Annotated in this window: 20 protein-coding genes and 1 pseudogene; 13 read left to right on the top strand and 8 right to left on the bottom strand. The window is 49.1% G+C overall.

The features are described 5' to 3' along the window. Positions 1-177 precede the first annotated feature (177 nt). Positions 178-1,791: an S-layer homology domain-containing protein gene (locus ACN6MW_RS09720; protein ID WP_419875288.1), complete on the top strand. Its 1,614-nt coding sequence runs from the start codon at positions 178-180 to the stop codon at positions 1,789-1,791. A gap of 167 nt (positions 1,792-1,958) precedes the next feature. After that, complete coding sequence (locus ACN6MW_RS09715; protein WP_419875287.1) at positions 1,959-3,197, top strand: TraB/GumN family protein; 1,239 nt, start codon at positions 1,959-1,961, stop codon at positions 3,195-3,197. A gap of 89 nt (positions 3,198-3,286) precedes the next feature. Here ACN6MW_RS09715 and ACN6MW_RS09710 read toward each other — a convergent pair whose 3' ends face one another. Beyond that, positions 3,287-4,186 (bottom strand): DUF6999 family protein, encoded by a 900-nt coding sequence (locus ACN6MW_RS09710; RefSeq protein WP_419875286.1) that lies wholly within the window; start codon positions 4,184-4,186, stop codon positions 3,287-3,289. Then, a complete protein-coding gene (locus ACN6MW_RS09705) occupies positions 4,183-6,045 on the bottom strand; it encodes a 3-oxoacyl-[acyl-carrier-protein] synthase III C-terminal domain-containing protein (RefSeq protein ID WP_419875285.1) in 1,863 nt (620 codons plus the stop codon). The genes ACN6MW_RS09710 and ACN6MW_RS09705 overlap by 4 nt, the downstream gene beginning before the upstream one ends. 442 nt (positions 6,046-6,487) lie before the next feature. Here ACN6MW_RS09705 and abc-f point away from each other — a divergent pair, with 442 nt between their 5' ends. Next, positions 6,488-8,305, top strand: coding sequence for a ribosomal protection-like ABC-F family protein (gene abc-f / locus ACN6MW_RS09700; RefSeq protein ID WP_419876316.1), 1,818 nt, complete (start codon positions 6,488-6,490; stop codon positions 8,303-8,305). Positions 8,306-8,367: 62 nt separating this feature from the next. Here abc-f and ACN6MW_RS09695 read toward each other — a convergent pair whose 3' ends face one another. From ACN6MW_RS09695 to ACN6MW_RS09670, 6 genes are all read right to left on the bottom strand, one after another. Continuing rightward, positions 8,368-8,676 carry a thioredoxin family protein gene (locus ACN6MW_RS09695; protein WP_419875284.1) on the bottom strand — a complete coding sequence of 103 codons (309 nt, stop codon included), beginning with the start codon at positions 8,674-8,676 and terminating at the stop codon, positions 8,368-8,370. Between the two features lie 147 nt (positions 8,677-8,823). After that, positions 8,824-9,069, bottom strand: a complete 246-nt coding sequence (locus ACN6MW_RS09690; protein ID WP_419875283.1) for an HPr family phosphocarrier protein — start codon at positions 9,067-9,069, stop codon at positions 8,824-8,826. 38 nt (positions 9,070-9,107) lie between these two features. Beyond that, entirely contained in the window at positions 9,108-10,529 is a 1,422-nt protein-coding gene (locus ACN6MW_RS09685; RefSeq protein WP_419875282.1) for an NAD-dependent malic enzyme, read from the bottom strand. A 38-nt stretch (positions 10,530-10,567) separates the two neighbouring features. Next, positions 10,568-12,094 (bottom strand): tripartite tricarboxylate transporter permease, encoded by a 1,527-nt coding sequence (locus ACN6MW_RS09680; protein WP_419875281.1) that lies wholly within the window; start codon positions 12,092-12,094, stop codon positions 10,568-10,570. Between the two features lie 17 nt (positions 12,095-12,111). Then, a complete protein-coding gene (locus ACN6MW_RS09675; protein WP_419875280.1) occupies positions 12,112-12,567 on the bottom strand; it encodes a tripartite tricarboxylate transporter TctB family protein in 456 nt (151 codons plus the stop codon). Positions 12,568-12,627: 60 nt separating this feature from the next. Continuing rightward, positions 12,628-13,653 (bottom strand): Bug family tripartite tricarboxylate transporter substrate binding protein, encoded by a 1,026-nt coding sequence (locus ACN6MW_RS09670; RefSeq protein WP_419875279.1) that lies wholly within the window; start codon positions 13,651-13,653, stop codon positions 12,628-12,630. A 268-nt stretch (positions 13,654-13,921) separates the two neighbouring features. On the opposite strand from ACN6MW_RS09670, the gene ACN6MW_RS09665 reads away from it, so the two are divergent. The 10 genes and pseudogenes from ACN6MW_RS09665 to ACN6MW_RS09620 all read left to right on the top strand — a co-directional run. Further along, positions 13,922-15,514, top strand: a complete 1,593-nt coding sequence (locus tag ACN6MW_RS09665) for an ATP-binding protein (RefSeq protein ID WP_419875278.1) — start codon at positions 13,922-13,924, stop codon at positions 15,512-15,514. Continuing rightward, on the top strand, positions 15,511-16,197 hold the full coding sequence (locus ACN6MW_RS09660) for a response regulator (RefSeq protein WP_364145129.1): 687 nt from the start codon (positions 15,511-15,513) through the stop codon (positions 16,195-16,197). Before ACN6MW_RS09665 ends, ACN6MW_RS09660 begins: the two co-directional genes overlap by 4 nt. A gap of 527 nt (positions 16,198-16,724) precedes the next feature. Further along, positions 16,725-17,318: a TerD family protein gene (locus ACN6MW_RS09655; RefSeq protein ID WP_419875277.1), complete on the top strand. Its 594-nt coding sequence runs from the start codon at positions 16,725-16,727 to the stop codon at positions 17,316-17,318. A gap of 27 nt (positions 17,319-17,345) precedes the next feature. Then, positions 17,346-17,927 carry a TerD family protein gene (locus tag ACN6MW_RS09650; protein WP_419875276.1) on the top strand — a complete coding sequence of 194 codons (582 nt, stop codon included), beginning with the start codon at positions 17,346-17,348 and terminating at the stop codon, positions 17,925-17,927. A gap of 78 nt (positions 17,928-18,005) precedes the next feature. Further along, a complete protein-coding gene (locus tag ACN6MW_RS09645; RefSeq protein ID WP_364145135.1) occupies positions 18,006-18,584 on the top strand; it encodes a TerD family protein in 579 nt (192 codons plus the stop codon). Positions 18,585-18,607: 23 nt separating this feature from the next. Then, positions 18,608-19,186: a TerD family protein gene (locus ACN6MW_RS09640; RefSeq protein WP_419875275.1), complete on the top strand. Its 579-nt coding sequence runs from the start codon at positions 18,608-18,610 to the stop codon at positions 19,184-19,186. A gap of 73 nt (positions 19,187-19,259) precedes the next feature. After that, a complete protein-coding gene (locus ACN6MW_RS09635; protein WP_419875274.1) occupies positions 19,260-20,531 on the top strand; it encodes a TerD family protein in 1,272 nt (423 codons plus the stop codon). Between the two features lie 24 nt (positions 20,532-20,555). Then, complete coding sequence (locus ACN6MW_RS09630; protein ID WP_364145140.1) at positions 20,556-21,347, top strand: TerC family protein; 792 nt, start codon at positions 20,556-20,558, stop codon at positions 21,345-21,347. A 99-nt stretch (positions 21,348-21,446) separates the two neighbouring features. Next, the gene (locus tag ACN6MW_RS09625) at positions 21,447-22,652 is read left to right on the top strand and encodes an HpcH/HpaI aldolase/citrate lyase family protein (protein WP_419875273.1); all 1,206 of its coding nucleotides are present in this window, start codon (positions 21,447-21,449) and stop codon (positions 22,650-22,652) included. After that, positions 22,594-23,850 (top strand): annotated as a pseudogene (locus ACN6MW_RS09620) (phosphoribosyltransferase family protein); the annotation flags it as partial. The gene ACN6MW_RS09625 and the pseudogene ACN6MW_RS09620, both read left to right, overlap by 59 nt. Between the last annotated feature and the right edge of the window lie 59 nt (positions 23,851-23,909).

Raw genomic sequence — 23,909 nt, 5'->3', positions numbered from 1 at the left:
ACCGTCCCCGCTTGGCAAGGGGGGAGCGGTCGTTTTTAATAGGATAGTAACAGGTTTTGCCGCCAAACGCCAAAGGACGGTGGCAGCCGTTTACGCTTGGCCTGCCAATAATTTAGCAGTGAGGAATAGTAGAAAGTTTGATATGCTTCGAGGATTGATCTCTTTAGGAGGGTACTCGTGAAGCATATTTTTAATAGATTCGCAGTTACGGCATTTGTACTGTTAAGCATGTTCTCAGCTTCGGTGCATACGGTTGCCGCGCAAAGCCAGCTGCCTTTCGATGATATAGCAAGCAGCTATGCAAAGCAGGAAATCATAGATTTATACGATAAAAAAATACTAACGGGAACGTCAGGGCGCAGCTTCTCTCCAGCCGCGCCAATGACGAGAGCCGAGTTTGTTACGGTGCTGGACCGGCTGCTTGGACTCGAGCAGGTCGCGAGCCCGATCACTCCGTTCACCGATGTAGCGAAGAAGGCTTGGTATTATGGCTGGATCCAAGCTGCCGTACAGCTGGGCATAGCGGATGGCGTAAGCGCAAGCCTCTTTGCGCCGGCTAAGCCTGTTTCAAGGCAGGAGGCTGCCGTCTTATTGTCCCGGATATTGAAAAAACAGAATAATGATACCGATGAAATTACGAGTTTTGCCGATGACGCCCGTATTGCGGCTTGGGCGCGGCCATCCGCAGCAGCCATGCGCAGCCTTGGGCTGCTGAAGGGTGACAGCAATGGATTTTTCCGTCCGGAAGACCCGATAACAAGGCAGGAAACGGCTGTCATGATTCATCGGGTGCTGCAAAACGTAAAGTGGGCAGCAGAGCTTGCATCCAAGCCGAAGGAATCCATCAAGCTCGGCTGGCAATATGCCCAGACGACGCAGCAATACGAAAACAATATTTTGCAATCCAATGTGAATACCTTGTCTCCCCGTTGGTTCTTTATCGAGGCTTCAGGTGAGCTGTCCGATCACGCGGATCCTTCTTTGACGGCATGGGCCAAGAAGCACAATAAAAAGGTTTGGGCGCTTGTCGGCAACCGGTCCAACCGAGAGATGACCCATCAGCTGTTGTCCAAATCCGCTTCACGAAGCGCCTTGGTTTCAAAGCTGGCGGCCTATGCCAAAAAATACGGCATTGACGGGCTTAACATTGACTTTGAAAATGTTGCCCCGCAGGACCGCGCGGCGCTAACCGCATTTGCAACGGAATTAGCGAAGAAGCTGAAGGCCATGAACGTCACGCTTTCGATAGATGTTTCGCCTGACCGCGGGACGGATTGGACGGATGCGTTCGATTATGCCGAGCTTGGCGCGCAGGCAGATTATATCGTATTGATGGGCTATGACGAGCATTGGGGCGGAAGCCCGGTAGCGGGTCCAAATGCATCCTTGGGCTTTGATGAAGCGGCAGTCAACAAGCTGGTCAAAACAGTTCCTCGCGAAAAGGTGATTTTGGCGCTGCCTTTTTATAATCGCGATTGGGATTTGAAGAAGGACGGAAGCGTTGAAGCCTCTGAATTCATTACGCTGGGTCAGCAAAATGCAATTATGGGCAAGTATGCGATTAAACCTAAATGGGATGCGAAATTAGGTCAGTATACGGCTGCTTATATAAAAAATGGCGTAAAACATCAAATTTGGGTAGAGGATGGACGCTCCTTAACAGCGAAATACAAGCTGGCTGCAGAAGCTAAGCTGGCAGGCTTAGCCTACTGGTATATTGGCGGGGAAAGTCCGGATATATGGGCAAGCATGAGAAACGCGGACCGGTTTTTGGGTTATCGTTTTTTATAAGGCAGCCTTCTGTGAAAGAGAATGCATTATATGCGATAAATTGGAAAAGCCGCAACGAAAACTAGTTTCGTATTTTCCGAACTGGCATTTGCGCGGCAATGCTATGTAAAATATGGAATGAGAGAGTGGTGCATAACATCGGTTGAAGAAGGGGAGAGAGTCCATTCATGAAAAAACTTTCGTCATTATTTCTAACCTTAGCTCTATTGTTTTCATTCGTTTCAGCCGTTCAAGCAGAAGCTAAGCCTATTTCCGTATGGGTAGAGGACGAGCAGGTCCAACTGGGCGCGCTCCAGCCTATTATGGAAAAGGGGACAACCCTGGTTCCCGCAAAGCTGCTGCTGCAAAAGCTTGATTTCCAAGTCACATGGGATCAGAAGAACAAGGTCATTACCGGCAAGAAGGAAGGACTCGTTCTTTTATTCCAAATCGATAATCTGGGAGCCATGGTGAACGAGACGGAGCAAGGCTTGCTTGCTGCTCCTAAGCTCGTGAAAGGGACCGCTTATATTCCTTTGCGTTCGGTAAGCGAGGCTGCCGGCTATGAGGTTACCTGGAATAAGGAGCAGCGGTCAATTTCCCTGCAGGCGAAAGAACCGAGCCGCGGCTTCTTATGGAAGGTTGAAAAGGCGGGAAGCACCGTATATTTGTTAGGCTCGATACATATTGCGAATGAAGCGATGTATCCGCTGCGTCCAGAAATTCAGGATGCTTATGAAGCGTCAGACTATCTCGTAGTAGAGGCTGATATTTCAAAAATGAATAACGAGGAAGTCCAAAAGCTGGTTATGGATTTAAGCGTCTACAAGGATAACACCACACTTAAAGACCATATCTCGGACGAAGCCTACAAGAAGCTGGGCGAAATTTTGAAAGAGAACGGTGCGGCAGAGAATGCGCTCGATACCTATAAGGCATGGAGCGTTTCTTCTACCATCGATTTTCTTGCGACATCGCAAGCAGGCTATGATGCGGGAATCGGGATCGACGCGCATTTCCTAGAGCAGTCCAATGCAAACAACAAGCCGATACTCGAATTGGAGTCCATCGAATACCAGCTTCGATTATTCGATGGTTTCTCGGACAAGCTGCAGGAGGAAATGGTGAATGCTTCGATCGAAAACTATTATGCGGAAGATTCCGGTATCGATGCGCTTACGGATATGTGGGTGACTGGCGACGAGAAGCAGTTGCTGGAGCTGACCGAAGCTACATCGGCAAACGAAGAGTTTAATCAAGCGCTGCTGACTGACCGGAACGCTCCAATGGTCGAGAAAATTACGGGTTATTTGAACGACGCCGCGAATAAAACTTATTTTGTGGTCGTGGGTGCCGCCCATATGCTGGGTGAGAATGGCATTGTTCCGCAGCTGGAGGAAAAGGGCTTTACGGTTACTCGCCAATAGCCAATAGCATAGTAGGGATAATCGAAAACAGGGCAGCCCCGCAGGACGCGGCGGCTGCCTTGTTTTTGCATACGCTATGGCGGATCGGGTTAATGGCTGACATTTGCTGCTGCCAAGGCCTGTTGCTTCAGTTTGAGCTCGACGAGCAGCGCATGAAGCTGCTCCGTCGCCAGACCATGAAGTACAAGCCGAAAGCCTGCCTTCAGCGTCGTAAGCGGCACCATCGGATGCTTGTTGTTGATAAGCGCAAGCCTGTCGTTGCTGCCGATAATTTTGGAGGCGAGAATGCCGATGGTTTCATCGAGCTGGAGCGAATTGGTTGCCCGCCAGAAATCATTGTCTGTCAGGAACATCTGGTAAACGGGCGTAAAGCATTCGATTGCTGTCGTTAAATCCATAAAATTGGTCCAACGTCTTGGCATTGGCTCAATGGGCACGCGGGAAGAGGTAATCGCATTGAAATTAAGAGGCGCCTGCTTCGTTACCTCGATTCCTTTCTCGCGCAGCTCTCTGCTCAGGTTTATGACAAAGTTATATAAGTTCAGGTCATGGATCAAAAATAGATCATCCTTAACCGGCCCGAGATGCGTGGGCTTTAGCGGGTTCATCTCGATCTGGACGCCGGGAACATTGTCGCGAATAAAGCCTAGCACCTCCGAACCGAGATAGAAATGCCGCAATATCATAAAGTTGGCACTGGGGCTCACGAACGTTTTCATCCCGAAATGCAAGACGCGGTGCAGGAGCCGGGAAGACGTAAGCGCCTTCGGCACGATAATTTTATAGATTTGCAGCAAGATAATCATCAGCCTTGCGAAAGGCCGCAGCACGGGCAATAGAAATTGCCGTGATCTGCTTGAGCAGTCCTTGAGGTAAGCAGCCTTAGCTTCCTCATTGAAGGGAATGCTCTGATCCATGTAGACCGCGAGGAACGGATTCGGATCGTTTTTGTCATGCGGCATATTTTTGAAGTAATCCGCGTCACTCATACATTTCCCAGCTCCTCTAATTGCAGCAGGTACAGCCGGGCCGTCGTTTTCGCCGTTTTCACGATACGCGCCGCGATGTCCGCCGTCAGCATGGGATGCTGGACGACCGCCTCCAGCCGCTCGAAATGCTTCTCGTCGGAGTCGCTGTGGTAAAGCAGGAAGGAGACCTCCTCATCGCCGAGCCCAAGCTGGTCGCGGATCATTTCGCCCCAGTAGCGCGCCATCCGGCAGCCGAGTCCCTCGATGATCCACATCGCGCCGATGAGGTCCACGGGATTTTCCCGGCTGGCCCGCTGGAATAAATAAGCGGATAACGCCTCGCTGCCGATATTTTTCTCACCGGACTGAATCGTGCTTATATCACCGCCGACGGCAACGTAGTTGCGCTCCAATATTTGAAAGTCGCGGTGCTCGTCGCGTGCATGCGCAATAAACGTCGAGCGAAGATCAATGTGCTCGATGGCGATATAAGAGGCGGCGCGGGCGATCCATTGCGAGCCGTCAATGACCTGCTGGCGGATGTTTTCCATTAGCGCCTTATAATCATCCAGCGTGAATTTATGGCTGTACAATTTATGGATGACCGGAACATGCGCAAGCTTTTGCTCAAAATCAATCCATACCTGCACGAGCTGCCTCACCAGATAAGCTTGAACGTCATCGGCTTCATTGTATTCCAGATGCGGAGCCTCGGGCTGGCGTTCCTCTATCACGGCACGGTCTTCATTGGAGGACCCTACAACAGTAAGCAGCATGTACGAGGTCTGGAACCTGCCGCTCTCCGGCACCATGCAGAGCACCTGCTCGCCGGGCTTCAAATGCCCTTCGTTCAGCAGCTCCTCAAGCATGATATAGATCGACGCCGCGCCGGTATTGCCTTTCGTGTATAGGTTCGTGAACCACTTTTCCTCGGGGATGGCAAGCCCGCCAAGCTGCAGTAGCCTGAAGATCTCATCACGGAAAAAATGCGAGGAATAATGGCAGACCATCCAATCGATGGCGGCTGGATCAATCTTGCCCTCATCCGCCAGCTCGAAGAAGCGGTTGACGCCTACCTTGGGCATTTCATTAACGAGCCGGATATCCTGCTTTAAATTTATGGCACCGTCGCTTGCGGCCTCCTGTATGGAAGAATAGTCATGCCAGCTCGCATGCCCGTCATTCTCCTTATTGGTCCCGGCATACATGCAGACGTCATACAGGTTGGCATACGATTGGTTGTCGATCCATTCGATGCGCAGCGACAAGCCGCTTGCCGCAGGCTGATGCTGAAGCACGGCTGCGCCTGCTCCGTCGGACAGCATGAAGCGCAGAAAGTCGGTATCGAACGGCACCGGGCGATCAGCTAGACCCTTCTGCGCTTCGAATCTCGTATGCTTGAAAACGCGGCTTGGCAATTCGCTCGCACAGGACACTGCGGTATGCTGCTCGCCTGACCGCACATGCAGGTACGCGTTCTTCATCGCCTGCATGCCGCTGGCGCATACGCCGTGATGGGTGGCCACCTCCATGACGGGCAGGTTCGTTTCGGCATGGACCATGCTGGCAAAGCCGGGAACCAACAGATCGCCTTGCGTCGTGCCGACAGCGAGAAAATCAATTTTATGATCTAAAGCTTCTTTGTTGCGATTCAGAGCATCGCGTATGGCAAGCGCCGCCATTTCCGCGTTAGAGTAAAGGGCCTTTTGCTCTTTATCCATCGCATAATGCCGAAAACGTATTTTATTTTGACCGAGTATGCGGCGCATCGACTTGGAGCTCTTGCCGTTTATTTTGCCGAGGTAATCCTCAATCTCATCATTGCCGACAGGCGAGCCGGGCAGAAACTTACCGATGCTCGTAATATAAACCGGGTTCATGAAGCACCTCCAAATAGGATTGATTATAGTTTTAATGATCGTTGATGCAGCGCTTTAAGCCTAGTACTAACTTTATTTGGTACCGCATGAAAAGTTAGGCTTGAATATGTATTCGGCAGTCCGCTATAATAGACGCATATCAAAACTGATGACTGACGGAGGTAACCCAGCCGATGAAGTAAGTACACGATTCCTGTAAACAACTTGTTTAAGTACAAGCGGCGTTCTCGAACAGCGAGAACCGGTCAGGGATACGTGCGTCGATTTGGGGACTTAAGATAGGTCAATCAGCAGCGATAGATACGGGTGGTTTGCCCTTAGTGCGTCATTATTAGGGAGACTCATCGTTATTTTCGTTTACCTGATATTCCCCTGCGTATTCGACCGTGTGCCGCTGGCCACGGTTTTTTATTATGTTTTCAGAAATGGGGAATGTTCTTTGATGCTAGTAAAGGTTAAACAGGTGAATAAAGAATGGGACGGCAATTTACTGTTCGAAAATATAAGCTTCGAGGTTAAGGAGGGCGAGCGGCTCGCCCTCTTCGGACGCAACGGCGCTGGTAAAACGACGCTGCTGCAGGGTTTGACCGGCAGGCTGCCGCTGGATGGCGGCGAAGTGCAGCGTCTCTTGCCGTTTGAGGAGTGGGGCTGGCTGGACCAGCAGGCGCAGCTTGATTCCTCGCTTACCTTGCTGGAGTTCGTACAGGCGGGCTCGGAGGAGTTGTTCCGCTTGAAGCAGGCCATGGCAAAGCTTACGGAACAAATGCAAGGCGAAGAGACCGGCGAAGAGCAGTTAAACCGGTACAGCGAGCTGTACGAAAGATATGCGCAGCTGGACGGGTACGGCTGGGAAACCAAGGTGGAGAGAAGCTTAACCCGGTTAAGCTTCGACAGCTCTTTATGGGGCGTTGCCTTCGCGCAATTAAGCGGCGGCCAGAAAACGAAAGCCCAGCTTGCGGCGCTAATGGTGAGGGAGCCGAAGCTTGTGCTGCTGGATGAGCCGACAAATCATTTGGATTCGGATGCGCTGGATTGGCTGGAGCAATGGGTGCAGGCTTATCCCGGCACGATCGTGTATGTCTCGCATGACCGGACGTTTATCGACCGAACGGCAACGGCGGTGCTTGAGCTGGAGAAAGACGGCTGCAGGCGCTATCCCGGAGGCTATACCGACTTCAAAACGCAGAAGGAGCTGGAGCAGAGGACGCAGGAGGCGCTGTATAAGAAGCAGGAGCTGGAGCGGGAGAAGCTGCTGGAGAGCATAAGAATGTATGCGGAATGGTTCCAGCAAGCGCATAAGGCTGCGGGTCAAAATGATTTTCTTCGGTCAAAGTCGAAAAAAAACGTATCGCGCTTACACGCGAAGGAATCCGCATTGGAGCGGTTAGACCAAGAAAAGGCGCAGAAGCCGCGCGAGGAGCAGAAGCTGCGCATGCAATTGGAGACGGATGAATTCGCGGCTGCAACGCTGCTGCGCATGGACGGCGTCAGCTTTGGATATGACGGACGCAAGCCGATTTTTAACCACCTTAACCTTACCGTTGGACGTGGCGACCGCCTTGCCGTTCTCGGCCCGAACGGAGCGGGCAAGTCGACGCTGCTGAAGCTCGCCACCGGAAGGCTGACCCCAAGCGCAGGCAGCGTAGCTATTCATCCACAGGCAAGGATCGGATATTTCGAGCAGGAGCTGGATCAGCTCGATAACAAGACGACGATTCTAGACAGCCTGCTGATGCTGAAGGGAATGACTCAGTCCCATGCGCGGACGATCCTGGGCTGCTTCTTGTTTTCCAAGGAGGATGTGTTTAAACGCATTGGCGATTTAAGCATGGGCGAGAAATGCCGGGTAGCGTTTTTGAAGCTGTATTTCGGCAAAGCCAACCTGCTTGTGCTCGATGAGCCGACGAACTACTTGGATATTAGCACGAGAGAGCAGGTCGAACAGGCGCTGCAGCATTACCCGGGGGCTGTTCTGCTTGTGACCCACGATCGTTATTTGATCCGGCAAGCGGCCAATCGCCTGCTCGTAATGGACGGTGCCAATGATCCCAGTTTATTCCCGGGCACCTATGAGGAGTATATCGCTAAGGATCGAAGCCGCCTGCTTTCTCCCGAGGAGCAGCTGGGCCAGAATGAAAAAGAACGGATGCTGCTTCGTTTGGCGCAGCTTATGAGCAGCGCGCAGCCGGAGGATCCGGCGGAGCAGCAGCTGCTTATGCAGGAAATCCGCAGGCTGCGCGAGCTCATAAGCAGCATTTAGGATGTTCCTTTAAGGCTCGGGGATCGCGTGCTCTTGGGGGTGAAGCGATAGCCGAAGGCCACTCACTTCAGCATCAAGTAGACATGATCGACCGATTTCATCGCGTATTCCTTTTGGACCGGTATCCCGTTTTCAAGCAGCACCAAGCAAGGCACGCTCGCGATTTTCCAAAGATCACGCAGGTGCGGGGCGTAGTTGATGTTCAGCTTATGAATCGGAACCGATATGCCGGTCACTTCGGCAATTTCAAGCATCCGTTCGCCGATTTTGCATGTGCCGCACAAAGGGGTAAAGAAATATACTGCTGCTTTGCCGCTCTCGGCTTGCATGAGTTTCTGTAATGAAGCTTCATCTATTTCACGGATAGCCATCGTTGTGCTCCTTAACGTTGATAGTTGTAATGTACTCGATTCGCACGCGATATACAATATCATCTCTATCATGGTTACCGGATTATGAACGGACAAAGGAGCTATCTCATAGATAGCTCCTTTGTTCCGTCAATCAGTGACAGGCGTTTAACGGTTTACCTCCACATGAAGATGATATTTGTTGAAAACAGCGATCATGGCGGATTTGGCTTCTTCCTCGTCGGGACCATGAATTTCAAGAGTGTACGCAAGGTTTTTGTAAAGTGAAATACTTAGGCCAAGGATACTTTTGACGTCGACGAATTTCTTATCGCTGATACGAAGGACGATGCTTGATATAAATTCGGCTGCGGTTTGGTTAATGTCAACAATGCCTCGAATTTCAGCTTTCATAGGGCAACCTCCGTTCATTGCTTGTTCATCTTTTTATATCATCTATACTCCCGGGGTATTCTTCGGGCAACGCCCGACTTTATAGCCGCTTTGATTACGAGATCGCGGATGGCTTTCACGACTGCTTGATTGAAGACGCTCGGAATAATATAATGCCGGCTTCTTTCTTCATCGGAGATGGCCGAAGCAATGGCCTCGGCAGCTGCAAGCTTCATTTCCTCATTAATGGTTGTCGCCCTGCAATCCAAAGCTCCGCGGAAAATACCCGGGAAACATAATACATTATTAATTTGATTAGGATAGTCCGAACGGCCAGTGGCGATGACGCCGACAATATCCTCGACTTCCTCGGGCTTAATCTCCGGCGTCGGATTGGCCATGGCAAAAACGATCGGGTTGTCTGCCATCATCATAACGTCCTCCCGGCGAAGCAGCCCTCCGGCAGAAAGACCGATGAATACATCTGCTCCCCGAATGACTTCTTGTAAGCTGCCTTGAACGCGATTAGGATTGGTATGCTCCGCGTACCACTGCCACATGCCGTTGTCATATGCATTTCCAGCCGCTATGGCGCCTTGACGGTCCACGCCAATAATGTCTTTAACCCCTGCGGACAAAAGAATTTTACTGCAGGCGACGCCTGCCGCTCCGATTCCGCAAACGACCACCTTGATCTCACGAATGGATTTGTTTGCGATTTTCAAGGCGTTGATTAATGCCGCATACAATACGACTGCCGTGCCATGCTGGTCATCATGGAATACGGGGATATCCAATTCCTCACGCAGTCTTTGTTCGATTTCAAAGCATCGGGGAGAAGAAATATCCTCAAGATTGATCCCGCCGAACCCGGGGGCGATCGCTTTGATCGTCGCAATGATTTGCTCGGTATCCTGCGTGTTCAGGCAGATAGGGAAGGAGTCGACGTCTGCCAGCTGCTTGAAAAGCATCGATTTGCCTTCCATAACCGGCATAGCCGCATAAGGGCCAATATTGCCAAGCCCTAAGACTGCGCTTCCGTCCGAAATGACGGCAACGGTGTTTCTCTTGATCGTTAATGTAAAAGCTTTTCTCGGCTCTTCGTGAATAGCCATGCATACGCGTGCTACATCTGGCGTATAAACGCGTGAGAGATCATCGCGGTTCTGAATTGGCGCTTTAAGCTTTGTTTCTATTTTCCCGCCAAGATGCAGCAGAAACGTTCGATCTGAAATATTCACCAGCCGGACACCGTGCAAGCTCTTTATCGTTTCTGTAATAATGCTGATATCGACCGTATCGGTTACGGTTATCGTAATGTCCCGCACCGTCACATTTTGGCTGGTTTGAATGACGTCGATGGCTACGATATCTCCACCGGCTTCGAATATGGAGGATGCAACCTGTCCAAAATGAACCTCATTCGTATTCATTTCGAGCCTAAGAATCACGCTTTTTCCACCGAGTCTATTGTTATCCATGGCTACCTCCATCTGATAAGTTCATCATGCTCTATTTGTTAGCCTTCCTCGTTCACTACAACCTCTTTCCCTCTCTTTTTCAACAAGACGGGAACAATGATCCAGCATGCCGCAATGATTAAGAAAACGAGAGACAGCGGCTTTTGCAGGAAAATCATAAAATCGCCGTTGGAAGTCGTTAACGCTCTGCGCATATTGTTTTCAATCATCGGCCCCAGCACCAGACCAAGCACGAGCGGAGCCAAAGGATAATCGTTGCGCACGAGCAGGAACCCGGCAACCCCGCAGCCAAGCAGCAGCAAGAGATCAAAGATTTGCGCCTGCACGGCGTATACGCCAAAAATAGAAATAGCGATAATGATAGGAATCAAATATTTCGGCGGCGTTTGAATGATTTTGGCAAATACTTTCACCAGCGGCATATTAAGAATAAGCAAAATGAGATTTCCGATCAGCATGCTGGCAATCAGCCCCCAAGCGACCTGAGGATGCTCCTCGAATAACAAAGGACCCGGCTGGATGTTATACATGATCAAGGCGCCCATCAAAATCGCGGTTGTACCCGATCCGGGAATGCCGAGCGTAAGCAAAGGAATCATGGCTCCGCCGGATGCTGCGTTATTAGCGGATTCGGGAGCAGCTACGCCGGCGATATTTCCTTTGCCGAAAGAAGCGGGATTTTTGCTGATTTTTTTCTCCAAAATGTAGCTGAAGAAAGAGGCCAAGGTGGCGCCCGCACCAGGCAGAATGCCAATGAAAAATCCTAATACCGAGCCGCGCGCAATCGGTCCCGCGCTATCCTTTAAATCCTGCTTTGTCGGAAAAATACGTCCGATCTTAGCTGTCTTGCCGGCGGAGTAATCGTTCTCCAATATGGTCTTGAATACTTCACCCAAAGCAAACAGTCCGACCGCAACAGTCAAAAACTCAAGTCCGGAATAGAGCAGAGGAATGCCGAAAGTGAACCTCGCGACACCCGATACCGTATCCATGCCGACGGTGGCCAGAAGCAGGCCAAGCACCGTCATAATAAGAGCCTTCGTTACGGATTTGCCGGCTAAGCCGCTGACCGCGCACAGTCCGAGGAGCATTAAGGAGAAATAATCCGCAGGCCCGAACTTAATGGCAACATTCGATAACGGCTCTGCTAGCACAATAAGCGCAATGACGGCAAATAACCCTGCTGCGAAAGAGCCGATCGCCGATATCGATAAAGCAGCCCCGGCTCTTCCTTGTTTAGCCATTTGGTAGCCGTCTAAGGTAGTCACGACGGAGGAGGATTCTCCCGGCGTATTTAACAAAATAGAGGTCGTTGACCCGCCGTACATCGCTCCGTAATAAACGCCGGCAAGCAATATAATAGAGCTTGTTGCCGCCGCTTCCGGGGGCAATCCGCCGGTCATTGAAGCCGTAATCGGGATAAGCAAAGCGACGCCGCTCATGGGGCCGATCCCGGGAAGTACACCTACAGCCGTACCGATTAACACGCCTATAAAAGCAAACAGCAAATTATGCCACTGAAAGGCGGTTGCGAAGCCGTCTGCGAGAAATTGCAATGTGTCCATTCATGTTCCTCCTTTCATTACGATAGCCAAGAAGGGAAGCCCGGCATGGAGCCTTCCAAAATGACGACAAAGATAACGTAAACTCCTACTGCAAAAAGTCCGGAGATGATGACCGATTTCAGCCATTTTCCTCTTTCCAATACTTGAAAGCCGACGAGGAGGAAGAGGAAGGTTCCGATAATGTAACCGATCGTTTCTAAGAAGAACACATACAAGAAGGCAGCTGCGAAAATGATAAGAAACCGCTTGTAATCGAGCTTTTGTTCCTGGCCGCTTTGATGCTTCGTTTTCAATGCCTCGTAGAACAAACGCAGACTTAAAAGGACTAAAACGGCTCCGAGGCCGAAGGGCACAATATTGGGACCTACCGTGCTGCCGTAAGCCGATGAGCTGATGGCCGTGCTCTGCCACATAAAACCGATTCCTAGAAGAAAAAATACAATACTGGCGTATCGGTCAAATCCTTTGTTCACCGTGAAGCACCTCCAATGAAAAAATAAAGGGAGGGACCTGCTCCCTCCCTGGGACAACGATTACTTTTGCATGCCAAGCGCCGTTAACAGCTCTTGTACAACTACCTCTTGATCCGCTAAGAAAGCTGCAAAATCAGCGGAATTTTTGTATTCGCTCGCCCAATCGTTTGCCTTTAATTCTTTCGTCCAGGCTTCATTCTCGGAAAGCGCTTTTAATGTTTTGTCCCAGTAGGCGACTTGATCCTCCGTCATGCCTTTCGGGCCCAATACGCCGCGCCAGATCGTGAATTCCGCATCGATGCCAAGCTCTTTTAAAGTCGGAACATCCTTAAAGTCGCCGCCAAGCCGTTCAGTGGAAGTCACCGCAAGAATTTTGATTTTACCTGCTTTCAAGTAACTGCCAAGCGAAGAGATGTCCGTTCCGATCGCATTCGCGTTATTGCCCAGCAATGCGGCAATCGCTTCGCCTCCGCCGTCATAGGACAAATATTTGATTGTTTTCGGATCTACTCCCGATTTAAAGGCCGGTAATACGCTGATCAAATGATCCATGGATCCAGGGGCCGAACCGCCTGCCAGCGTAACTTTTGAAGCATCGGCTTTTATGTCGTCGATTAGCGATTGAAGATCATCGTATTTGGAATCGGCAGCAACAGCGATCGCGCCGTAGTCCTTCGTTATTTGCGCGAGCGGGGTGACATCCTTGTACCCGTAAGGGCTGTTTCCTTCTTTTTTAAGATTGTTTATGAGAATAGGCGGCGAGCTCACAAACAGCTTATAAGGATCATTTTTGTCTTTCGTCACATATTCAGCTAAAAAAACCGTACCGCCGCCGCCGGGTTTGTTCTCCACGGTCATCGTCTGATCGACCAGCTTCGTTTCACCGAGTACTTTGGTGAGCGATCTTGCCGTCTTATCCCAACCGCCGCCGGCCCCTGAAGGCGCCGTGACCACGAAAGGCTTCTCCGGATAGTTGGCAGCATCCGAGCTCCCGCCGTTCGATGCGGTTCCGCTGCAGGCTGTAAGACTGACGGCAACAAAAGCCGCGGCTATTATCGTTTTCCAATGATTAGATTTGAACACCATGCGAAAATTCCCCCTTTAGCATCTATCAAGCAAACGCAGCAATAATTTGAAAGCGCTTACTTGACTTATACGCTTCATACTAGCATCGCTTATTTGGGATGAACAGAATAACGAAATAAGTTGAAAAGAATTCATAACGTTAATTTTGTTCATAAAAATTACGGCCAAAATCGATTCAGGGGGCTATGTTCCGGGAAATATGTAGAATACAATAAAGGCAATGCCGCCAGCACTTGGGTCATATGTTCATAGGCAAGGAGATAATTGTATGCGATTACAAACGAGACTTATTTTATTAATCGGGACGCTCTTATTCATCATTATTATCGCGCTAACCTTTAGTTTTGAACGGATGTTGGTTATGACATTGCAGAAGAACGTGGGCTCCTCTGCACTTAAAATTGCAAAAACAGTAGCATTAATGGATGTAATTAAGGAAGCATTTGACGAGGAAAATCCGTCGGCAATCATTCAACCCATCGTGGAAAAGATTCGCATGGAGACAGATGCCGAATACATTGTCATCGGAAACCGGGAAGGCATTCGTTATGCGCATCCCCTGCCGGACCGAATCGGGAAAGCAATGGTCGGCGGAGACAACGGGCCTGTTTTAAGAGGCGAATCGATTATTTCGGAGGCAGTGGGCACAATGGGGCCGTCGCTGCGTGGGAAAACACCCATCTATGATGACCATAATCAAATCATTGGTATTGTATCGGTGGGCATCTTAGTCAAAGACATTCATGAATCTGCCGCGACCTATCGAAATGCGATGATCATTTTTGCGGCAATTGCGCTCATGGTCGGATGCGGAGGGGCGATTGCGATTGCAAACGGCGTAAAACGGTCCATTCACGGACTCGAGCCTAAGGAAATCGGCTTGTTATACCAGGAGAAGAGAGCTATTTTGGAAACTATACATGAAGGGATCATTGCGATTAATAAAGAGGGAATGATTACACTCGCCAATCAAACGGCTTTAAAGCTAATCGACCCGCTTGAAAAGACGGAGATTGCCGGAAAGCATGTATGGGACGTCATACCTGAGTCTCGATTACTCGAGGTTATCAAATCCGGCCATGCTGAAATTGATCAGGAAATGGTTATAAACGGCAGTATGGTTGTGGTCAATCGTCTGCCGATTTTCGATCACTATCACCAAGTGGTGGGGGCCGTATCCAGCTTCCGCAACAAATCCGAGCTGCTTCGTTTAACGGAGGAGCTTACGCAAGTAAAACGATATACGGAAGCGCTGCGTTCGCAGACGCATGAGTATTCCAATAAGCTGTATACGATATATGGGCTTATCCAGCTGGAATCGTATCAGGAAGCGATGGATATTATTACGCATGAAACGGATGTCCATCAAAATCTTATTCATTTCCTATTGCAAGAGATACCGGACCCTATTATTGGCGGAATCCTAATCGGAAAGTTTAACCGCTCCAACGAACTAAAGGTGAGTTTGGAAATTGATACGAAGAGCACCTTTAAAGATATCCCAAGCGGCATAAGCCGAAATCATCTCGTAACGATCATCGGCAATTTGATTGATAATGCCTTGGAGGCCGTATTAGCCGCAAGCCGAGACGATAAGGCAGTAAGGGTCTTTCTGACTGATGAAGGCAAGGCTTTAATGATCGCTATCGAAGATAATGGGGGCGGCATAGCGGAGGACGCCGCAAAACATCTGTTCGAGGTTGGTTTTTCTACGAAGCATGAGGCTAATCGGGGTTATGGTCTTGCCATTGTCAAACAAGCGGTACAGCAGTTGCGGGGACATATCAGCTTCCATTCCCGTTTGCAGGGAGGCACTATATTTACCGTCGTCATTCCAAAAGAAAAGGAGAGTGGGCTATGATACGCGTGGTTATTATTGAGGACGATCTTCGGATAGCGCAGATTAATCGCCGTTTTGTGGAAAAGATAGCGGGATTCGAAGTGGTCGGAATTGCGACGGATGAGCAGCTGGCACACGAGCATTTGGACATTTTGGCCCCGGATCTCGTTCTGCTCGATTTATATTTTCCCGATATGAACGGACTTGACCTTCTCCAATATATTCAGAAAAACAACCCGTTAACGGATGTGATCATTATTACGGCTGCAAAGGAATTTGACACGGTACGGGAGGCCATCCGCGGCGGCGTGTATGACTTTATGATCAAACCGGTTGTGTTTGAACGTTTTCAAGAGAAGCTGAAGTCTTATCACAAGTATCATAATCAAATGAAGCTGCTCGGCGGAGCGAATAAGCAAGTGGATCAGGAGGGAATCGATCAGCTGCTTTGGGGAGCAAGCGATAGAGCGGACAAGGATAACTACCTCCCAAAAGGGATCGATAAAATAACGAGCGAGAAGATTTTCACCTTCATTCACGGCGGTCCGGAGGTGCTGACCGCGGAAGAGCTTGGGAAGAAGGCCGGATTCAGCCGTACGACCGCTCGGCGGTACTTGGAGTATTTTGTGGCCAAAGGTGAATTGGTAGCTGACATTTCCTATGGAACAGTCGGAAGGCCGGAGAGAGTGTATAAGAGAACGTAATCGTCAACGGATGGAAGCGGTTTGGTTTTTTAGCGTTTCTGGAGGAAGAGGGACAATAAAAATAAGCCGTTAATGAGGAGCAAGGCACCAAAAATGAGGCTGGTTTTATTCTTTTTTATAAATTCCATTCAAACACCTCGCATCATTTTATTTACACCTATAATTATCTCGTGAATGCTCTGATTTTTCCAGCTTTTTTTGCGAAAAAGAAGCAGATTAACCGCTTTTTTTTAGAAAGTCGCCCTGGCATCCGGCATAAACCTTGTCCAACCTCCAACTTATTGTTTCTTTATTTGTAGGAATTTGTAATTGGTGTGGCGATTGTTATAAAATTGATGCAGGCTGCTCCGCTTCGGAGCGTTCATAGCCATGCCGTTTATTTCATGCCTAGCCTCTACGGATAAGAGGGAATATTCGGCTTTTGTAGAATAATGTAATGATCTCGCTTTTTTTTTGGAACTTGCATGTCGAATAGGCGTATTGATGGGTAGGGTATTTCAAATCGATATTAAGGGGGTGCAAATACAATGGCTATCTCTCTCGTAAAAGGTCAAAAGATAGATTTAACGAAGGGCAATGCTGGTCTTAGCAAGGTTATTGTCGGCTTGGGCTGGGATCCCGCAGAGGTTAAAGGCGGTTTCTTCGGAATGAAGAAGGCGGCTAACGTGGACTGTGATGCTTCAGCGCTGCTGCTCGACGAAAACGGCAAGCTTGGCGGCGAGAAGAATCTCGTTTGTTTCTACAATAAGCAAAACGGCAACGGTTCAGTTGTTCATACGGGCGACAACATTACGGGTGACGGCGACGGCGACGATGAGCAAATCATCGTACAGCTAGACCAAGTACCTGCTAATATTCACAAAATCCTTTGCGTGGTTAACATTTATGAATGTGAATCCAGACGCCAAGATTTTGGCATGATCAAATCAGCGTTTATACGAATCGTTAATCCGGCTAACAATCAAGAGTTAATTCGCTTTAACTTGACGGATAATTATTCGGGCAAAACGGCTTTGGTCGTAGGTGAGCTTTACAGACACAGCGGTGAATGGAAGTTTAGTGCAATTGGGGAAGGCACTCATGCTCCTCATGTTGATATTCTTGCTCGTCAATACCAATAACTATATTGAGAAAAGAGGGCATTTCAAATGGCGATTAGCTTATCCAAAGGTCAAAAAATCGATCTTACGAAAACAAACCCGGGCCTTACGAAAATCACTGTAGGTCTAGGCTGGGATACTAATAAATATGACGGCGGAAAAGACTTTGACCTTGATGCTTCTGTATTCTGTTTGAATGGACAAGGCAAAGCCGGCTCCGAGTCGGATTTTATTTTCTACAATAACCCTAAAAACAGCAACGGTTCGGTCGTTCATACAGGCGATAACCGTACGGGCGCAGGCGACGGCGACGATGAGCAAGTAAGCGTTGACCTGTCTGCCGTACCTGCTGAAACAGACAAAATCGCATTCTGCATCACGATCTATGACGGTGCAGAGCGCAGCCAAAACTTTGGACAAGTATCCAACGCTTTCGTTCGTATCGTAGACGAGCAAAGCGGAACGGAACTGATCCGTTATGATCTTGGAGAAGATTTCTCCGTAGAAACAGCTGTAATCGTCGGCGAGCTTTACCGTCATTCCGGCGAATGGAAATTCAGCGCGATCGGCAGCGGCTTCCAAGACGGCCTAGGCGGTCTTGCCCGCAACTTCGGCCTATCCGCTAACTAATTGCACTTCACTACCCGTAAAGGGTCGCCGGCGGCGGCCCTTTTTTAAAGTAGCCATAGTCCACGAGGAGGCATTTTCATGCCAGTAAATTTATCTAAAGGGCAGAAGGTCGATCTGACCAAATCAAACCCCGGTTTATCCAAAATTGCCGTAGGCCTCGGCTGGGACGTGAATAAGTACGACGGCGGCAATACATTTGATTTGGATGCGACAGCTTTTTGTTTGAATGCATCCGGTAAAGTAAATAACGAGAGCGGCTTTATTTTTTACAATAATAAATCGAACACAAACGGCTCCATTGTCTCCTCCGGCGATAATCGAAGCGGAGAAGGCGCTGGCGACGATGAAAACATAAAAATTAATTTATCCGCCGTGCCCGCTGATACTCAGAAGGTAGCCTTTTGCATTACGATTCACGACGCCGCGCAAAGAAACCAGAACTTCGGTCAGGTCGCTAACGCGTATGTTCGTGTCGTAAATGAGGAAACGGGCGAGGAATTAATCCGCTACGATTTGGGTGAGGATTTCTCGGTTGAGACAGCTGTCGTGGTAGGCGAGCTTTATCGTTATAATAACGATTGGAAATTCAGCGCCGTAGGCAGCGGTTATCAAAACGGCCTAGAAGGATTATGTAAGGATTTTGGCGTTCAAACCTAGCTCATTTCAAGGAGGAATAAACGATGTCCATTAATCTTTCCAAGGGACAACGGATTGATCTTACCAAAACCAATCCAGGACTTACGAAGGTTGTTCTCGGTCTCGGCTGGGATACGAACAAGTATACCGGCGGCGGTGAAATTGATCTGGATGCGAGCGCATTTCTTCTGCACCAGGATGGCAAGGCCAAGGACGAGAAGGATTTTGTATTTTATAACTCATTGATTGCATATGGCGGCGCAGTTGAGCATACTGGCGATAACCGCACAGGCGAGGGCGACGGGGACGACGAGAAAATCAAAATTGATTTTGCAAAGGTTCCTGCTCACATTGAGCGAATTGGAATTAGCGTCACTATTCATGATGCTGAGACCAAGCACCAAAACTTCGGCCAGATTTCGAATGCTTTTGTTCGCTTAGTGGACGAGACTAACGGAAGAGAAGTGCTTCGTTACGATCTTGGAGAAGACTTCTCCGTTGAAACCGCGATCGTATTTTGCGAGCTTTACCGGCATGGCGCGGATTGGAAGTTCCAAGCGGTCGGTTCCGGCTTCTCAGGCGGACTCGCGGCGCTTTGCCGCAATTATGGTCTATCCGTGTAAACCATATGAAGTTTAGGGTGGCAGGGTGCAGATTTGTCACCCTATTCTATAATTACTGAAAGGCGGTCAACGCATGGAGCTCTCCCTAACGAAAGGTCAGAAAGCCGATATAACCAAAAACAATCCATCCTTTAAGAACCTGCTTGTTGGTATGGGATGGAGCAGCGCGGCGGGGGTAGACGTTGACTTCTCGGCGTTTTTATTGCGGGCAGGCGGAAAAGCGGCAGGGGATCAGGATTTGATTTTTTACGGAAACCCCAAGGATACAAACGGTTCGATCGAGCTGGCAGGTGATAATAAACGAAGCTTAGCCGGGAAAACCGATCAGGAACAAGTTATGATACGCATTAACGATGTGCCTCAAGCGATTGAACGTATTTCTTTTACGTTAACCATTTATGATGGGGAAGCAAAGAGACAAAGTTTTTCTAGCGTGAATGATGCTTATATCCGTGTCATTGACGAAGGAACAGGACGCGAAATTTTGCGATATGAACTTGGAAAAAACTTCTCTATCGAAACTGCGATTGTCGTAGGAGATTTATATAGATATAATGGCGAATGGAAATTCAATGCGATCGGCTCGGGATATTCGGGCGGTCTTGCTGCGCTTTGCAAGAGCTTCGGCATTGAGGTGAAGCCGGATGCGCCGGCCCCTAATCCGCCGGCGGAAGTGAAGGCCCCAATCATTCCGCCTAAGCCTCCGGAGCCTGTCATTCCGGAGCCTAACAACGCACCGATCAGCCTTAGCAAGATTTCATTAAAGAAACGCGGCGATGTGATCAACTTGCAAAAAGGCGCCGGTGCGCTCGGCGAGATCGTCGTGAACTTGAATTGGAATCAAAAGAAAGCTTCCACAGGATTTTTTGGCCGGTCAAGCGGCGGCGTCGATCTGGATGTAGGCTGCTTATACGAGCTGAAGAACGGCATGAAGGGCTCGGTTCAGGCGCTTGGCAACAGCTTCGGCGACTTCTCGAGGCCGCCGTATGTGTCGCTTGACGGCGACGACCGGACAGGCTCCATAACGACAGGAGAAAATCTAAGAATAAACGGCAATAAAGTATCCGAAATTAAAAGAGTCGTCATCTATGCGTATATCTATGAAGGAGCCACCAACTGGGCTGAAGCGGCGGGTGTAGTTACCATCAGCCAATCGGGCGGACCGGATATAGAGGTACGGATGGACGAGCATAACAATCGCAAGGGCATGTGTGCGATTGCGATGATCGAGAACGTAAACGATCAAACCTTCAGCATTCAACGGCTCGTTCAGTATTTCTCTGGGCATCGAGAGCTCGACGAGGCGTACAGCTGGGGACTTAGATGGGTACAAGGAAGCAAATAATGCTATATTCGGAGGTTTTAAAGAATGGTTGATTTTTTTCAAAACATAATAGCGAATTTTGGAAGCTTCTTTCATTGGGACAATTTAACGGCGGTATTCACGAATCCCACGAACTGGGGGATTATTGCAACCTTGGTCCTTTTGGAAGGGCTGTTATCAGCAGATAATGCGCTGGTATTGGCGGTTATGGTTAAGCATTTACCGAAAGAGCAGCAGAAGAGGGCTTTGTTCTACGGGATTATCGGTGCTTATATTTTCCGTTTCGTGGCGATTGGCGTCGGTGTTTATCTCGTACAGATTACGTGGATTAAAGTCGCGGGCGGATTATACTTATTATGGATTGCGTTAAGCAATTTGTTCCATCTCGAATTCAAGCTTGCCCGGGTTGGCGGCATTCCGCTTATTCCATACATTGGCAAGAAGAGCAGCGATGAAGAAGAAGTGGTTCAAAATAAAGGCTATGGCTTCTGGCGTACGGTGCTTGCCGTCGAGATCATGGACATTGCGTTCAGTATCGACAGCGTTCTAGCTGCGTTTGGCGTGAGCGAAGAGGTTTGGGTTCTGTTCCTGGGCGGTATTCTCGGTGTGCTTATGATGCGCGGCGTGGCCCAAGTATTCCTCAAGCTTATCGATAAGTTTCCTGAGCTCGAGAAGGCTGCCTTCATTCTCATTATCTTGATTGCAGCGAAAATGATCGGGGGAGCATACGACTTGCATGTGCCTCATGCATTCTTCTTCGGTTTAATCATCGCTGTATTCGGCGGTACGCTCATCTTTAGCGCGGTACGAAACAAAAAAGGCTCAAAAGCCGTCTAACTAAGCAAATAATCTGATTATCGAAATATCCCTCAATGGAACGCGAGGGATATTTTTTCACTCTCGGCTTCTTTTACCAAACTTTTAGGAGGGATCACTTTGAGGTATTTCAACTATCTTACCAATGAAGAAGAGCAGCATTTCTTTTACTCCCTTCCGACTCAGTTCAATAATAATGCTGACAAAGAAATTCTTGCTCACGCGATTGGTGCAGCGCTCTATATGCCTGCCACCAAGGATAACATAGCAGATGATTTGGTAGCCGATAAGCACGAGGGACTCGTGTCTATGGTGATAGACCTTGAAGATGCAGTAGGCGACAATCAACTAGAATATGCGGAAGAGAACCTGAAAGCCACATTATTGAAGATTGGAAGATATCTTTCGATCGGTTTATTGCGCGTCAACGATATTCCTCTTATTTTCATCCGAATACGCTCGGTGGATCAGCTCAAACGGCTGCTGTCCTATTTTGGAGAAGAAATTCAATATGTGACGGGCATCGTATTCCCGAAATTCAATGCGGAAACCGGCGAGGAGTATTTCAGATTGCTTGCTGAGTTCAACAAACGCAACGTAACAACCGGTTCAACGCTGTACGGGATGCCTATTTTGGAGAGCGCTGACGTGATTTACCGGGAGAAACGGATCGAAACGCTGCTCGGCATTTCGGAGCTGCTGAATGAATATAAGGAATATGTGCTGAACGTACGAATCGGCGCAACTGATTTCTCCAGTCTATTTGGGCTCCGGAGAAGTCCGGACCATACGATCTATGACATTGGCGTTATTCGTGATTGCATAGCGGATATCGTGAATGTTTTTGGGCGAATGGATAATCATTATGTGATCTCGGGGCCGGTATGGGAGTATTTCAAGAGCGATCGGGTCTTCAAGCCGCAGCTCCGGCAAACGCCGTTCGAGGAGAGCATGGGAAGGCACGGCCGTATTTTACGCATGGATTATATTAATAAATACGTGGACGGGCTTATTCGCGAGGTTGCTATGGACAAGGAAAACGGCATTATAGGTAAAACGATCATTCATCCGACTCATATTAAGCCGGTACAAGCCATGCTTGTCGTCACGCATGAGGAGTATATGGACGCTCTGCATATTATCGAAAATAACCAAGGTGATTTAGGCGTCATGAAAAGCCGTTATTCGAACAAAATGAATGAGTTCAAGCCGCATATGACTTGGGCCAAACGAATATTGATCAGATCGAACATATATGGGGTGCTAAATGAAAACCAAAACTTCACCTGCTTACTCGCAGAAGAACGGGAGCCTGCAATCGTATAATATTATTGGAGATTTAGAGGTTACGATCAAAGTAACGAGCAACGTCTTCGATATTCCGCTGGAGCGATTGTTCCAAATGGCAGCCCGTATCAACAAGAAACGAAGCTTTTTGTTCGTAAGCAAGGTGCTTGGCAAGCATATTCCGGTAAATCCGCATGTTTCCTTGTTATCGGGAGCGGCACTTGGCTTGCTGTACCAGCAGTTTAAAGGCGAAGCGCTGCCGATTCAAATCGAGAAGCTGCTGCATGCATTCGAGTCGCCGGAATCAGCGCGAGGCACCTATGAGCAGATGAAGCGAAACAAGATGAAGGTGAAGGAAAAGACGCTGTTCATTGGCTTTGCGGAGACCGCAACCGCGCTTGGACACAGCATGTTCGATATGTTTGACGGCGATGCGGCCTTCTTGCATACGACCCGCGAGAGCATCGCGCATAGGAGCTCCTGTATCGACTTCGAGGAAGAGCATTCCCACGCGACGACGCATCGGTGTTATGCGGAAGATCCGGCTATTTTTCAGCAAGCCGAAACGATCGTATTAGTCGATGACGAGATGACGACGGGTAAAACGGCGATCAACATCATTCACGATCTGCATGCCAGATACGGGAAGAAAAATTATATCGTAGCAAGTCTGCTGGATTGGCGCTCCGATGAGGATATTCAGCGCTTCAGCGAGCTGGAGCGGGAGCTGGACGTTGACGTGGAATGTCTTTCGCTGGTAGCTGGACAGATTACCGTCTCGGGAACGCCTGTTGAAAGCACGGATCAACCGGAAGAGAAGCGGGACCAGGAGCTGGAACCTGCTATAAATTTCGTATATATGAATAATCGGTTTGCAGCACTATCTTCCTTGCAAGGTGAAGCTTCTTATTTGAAGCATACGGGGCGTTTCGGCTTAACGACGGCGGAGAGCGGACTGTTGGACAGGGAAGTGGAACAGGCAGCTGCGATCCTGCGGGAGCATAGAACGGGCGGCAAGGCGCTTTGCATGGGAACGGGTGAGTTTATGTACATACCCATGCGCGTGGCCGCTGAGCTTGGTGAGGACGCTTGGTACCAATCCAGTACGCGCAGTCCGATCCATCCGGATTCCAATCCGCATTATGCGGTTCGATCCGCTTACCGCTTCGCTTCCCCCGAGCATGCTGGCGTCATGAACTTTATGTATAATATTCCACGCGGAGCTTATGATGAAATGTTTCTATTCATGGAGCGGGAGGTAGCGGCTGAGCAATTGGCAGAGCTGAAGCAGGTTCT

Origin of the sequence: Pristimantibacillus sp. PTI5 (assembly GCF_048572955.1) — a bacterium.
Taxonomy (GTDB): Bacteria; Bacillota; Bacilli; order Paenibacillales; family Paenibacillaceae; genus Pristimantibacillus.
Note: the sequence above shows the minus strand (reverse complement) of the source record. Positions and strands in the feature narration are given on the sequence as shown.

Coding starts and splice junctions, on each gene's coding strand:
- ACN6MW_RS09715 (WP_419875287.1), top strand. CDS start 1,959: ATGAAAAAACTTTCGTCATTATTTCTAACCTTAGCTCTATTGTTTTCA.
- ACN6MW_RS09710 (WP_419875286.1), bottom strand. CDS start 4,186: ATGAGTGACGCGGATTACTTCAAAAATATGCCGCATGACAAAAACGAT.
- ACN6MW_RS09705 (WP_419875285.1), bottom strand. CDS start 6,045: ATGAACCCGGTTTATATTACGAGCATCGGTAAGTTTCTGCCCGGCTCG.
- abc-f (WP_419876316.1), top strand. CDS start 6,488: ATGCTAGTAAAGGTTAAACAGGTGAATAAAGAATGGGACGGCAATTTA.
- ACN6MW_RS09695 (WP_419875284.1), bottom strand. CDS start 8,676: ATGGCTATCCGTGAAATAGATGAAGCTTCATTACAGAAACTCATGCAA.
- ACN6MW_RS09690 (WP_419875283.1), bottom strand. CDS start 9,069: ATGAAAGCTGAAATTCGAGGCATTGTTGACATTAACCAAACCGCAGCC.
- ACN6MW_RS09685 (WP_419875282.1), bottom strand. CDS start 10,529: ATGGATAACAATAGACTCGGTGGAAAAAGCGTGATTCTTAGGCTCGAA.
- ACN6MW_RS09680 (WP_419875281.1), bottom strand. CDS start 12,094: ATGGACACATTGCAATTTCTCGCAGACGGCTTCGCAACCGCCTTTCAG.
- ACN6MW_RS09670 (WP_419875279.1), bottom strand. CDS start 13,653: ATGGTGTTCAAATCTAATCATTGGAAAACGATAATAGCCGCGGCTTTT.
- ACN6MW_RS09665 (WP_419875278.1), top strand. CDS start 13,922: ATGCGATTACAAACGAGACTTATTTTATTAATCGGGACGCTCTTATTC.
- ACN6MW_RS09660 (WP_364145129.1), top strand. CDS start 15,511: ATGATACGCGTGGTTATTATTGAGGACGATCTTCGGATAGCGCAGATT.
- ACN6MW_RS09655 (WP_419875277.1), top strand. CDS start 16,725: ATGGCTATCTCTCTCGTAAAAGGTCAAAAGATAGATTTAACGAAGGGC.
- ACN6MW_RS09650 (WP_419875276.1), top strand. CDS start 17,346: ATGGCGATTAGCTTATCCAAAGGTCAAAAAATCGATCTTACGAAAACA.
- ACN6MW_RS09645 (WP_364145135.1), top strand. CDS start 18,006: ATGCCAGTAAATTTATCTAAAGGGCAGAAGGTCGATCTGACCAAATCA.
- ACN6MW_RS09640 (WP_419875275.1), top strand. CDS start 18,608: ATGTCCATTAATCTTTCCAAGGGACAACGGATTGATCTTACCAAAACC.
- ACN6MW_RS09635 (WP_419875274.1), top strand. CDS start 19,260: ATGGAGCTCTCCCTAACGAAAGGTCAGAAAGCCGATATAACCAAAAAC.
- ACN6MW_RS09630 (WP_364145140.1), top strand. CDS start 20,556: ATGGTTGATTTTTTTCAAAACATAATAGCGAATTTTGGAAGCTTCTTT.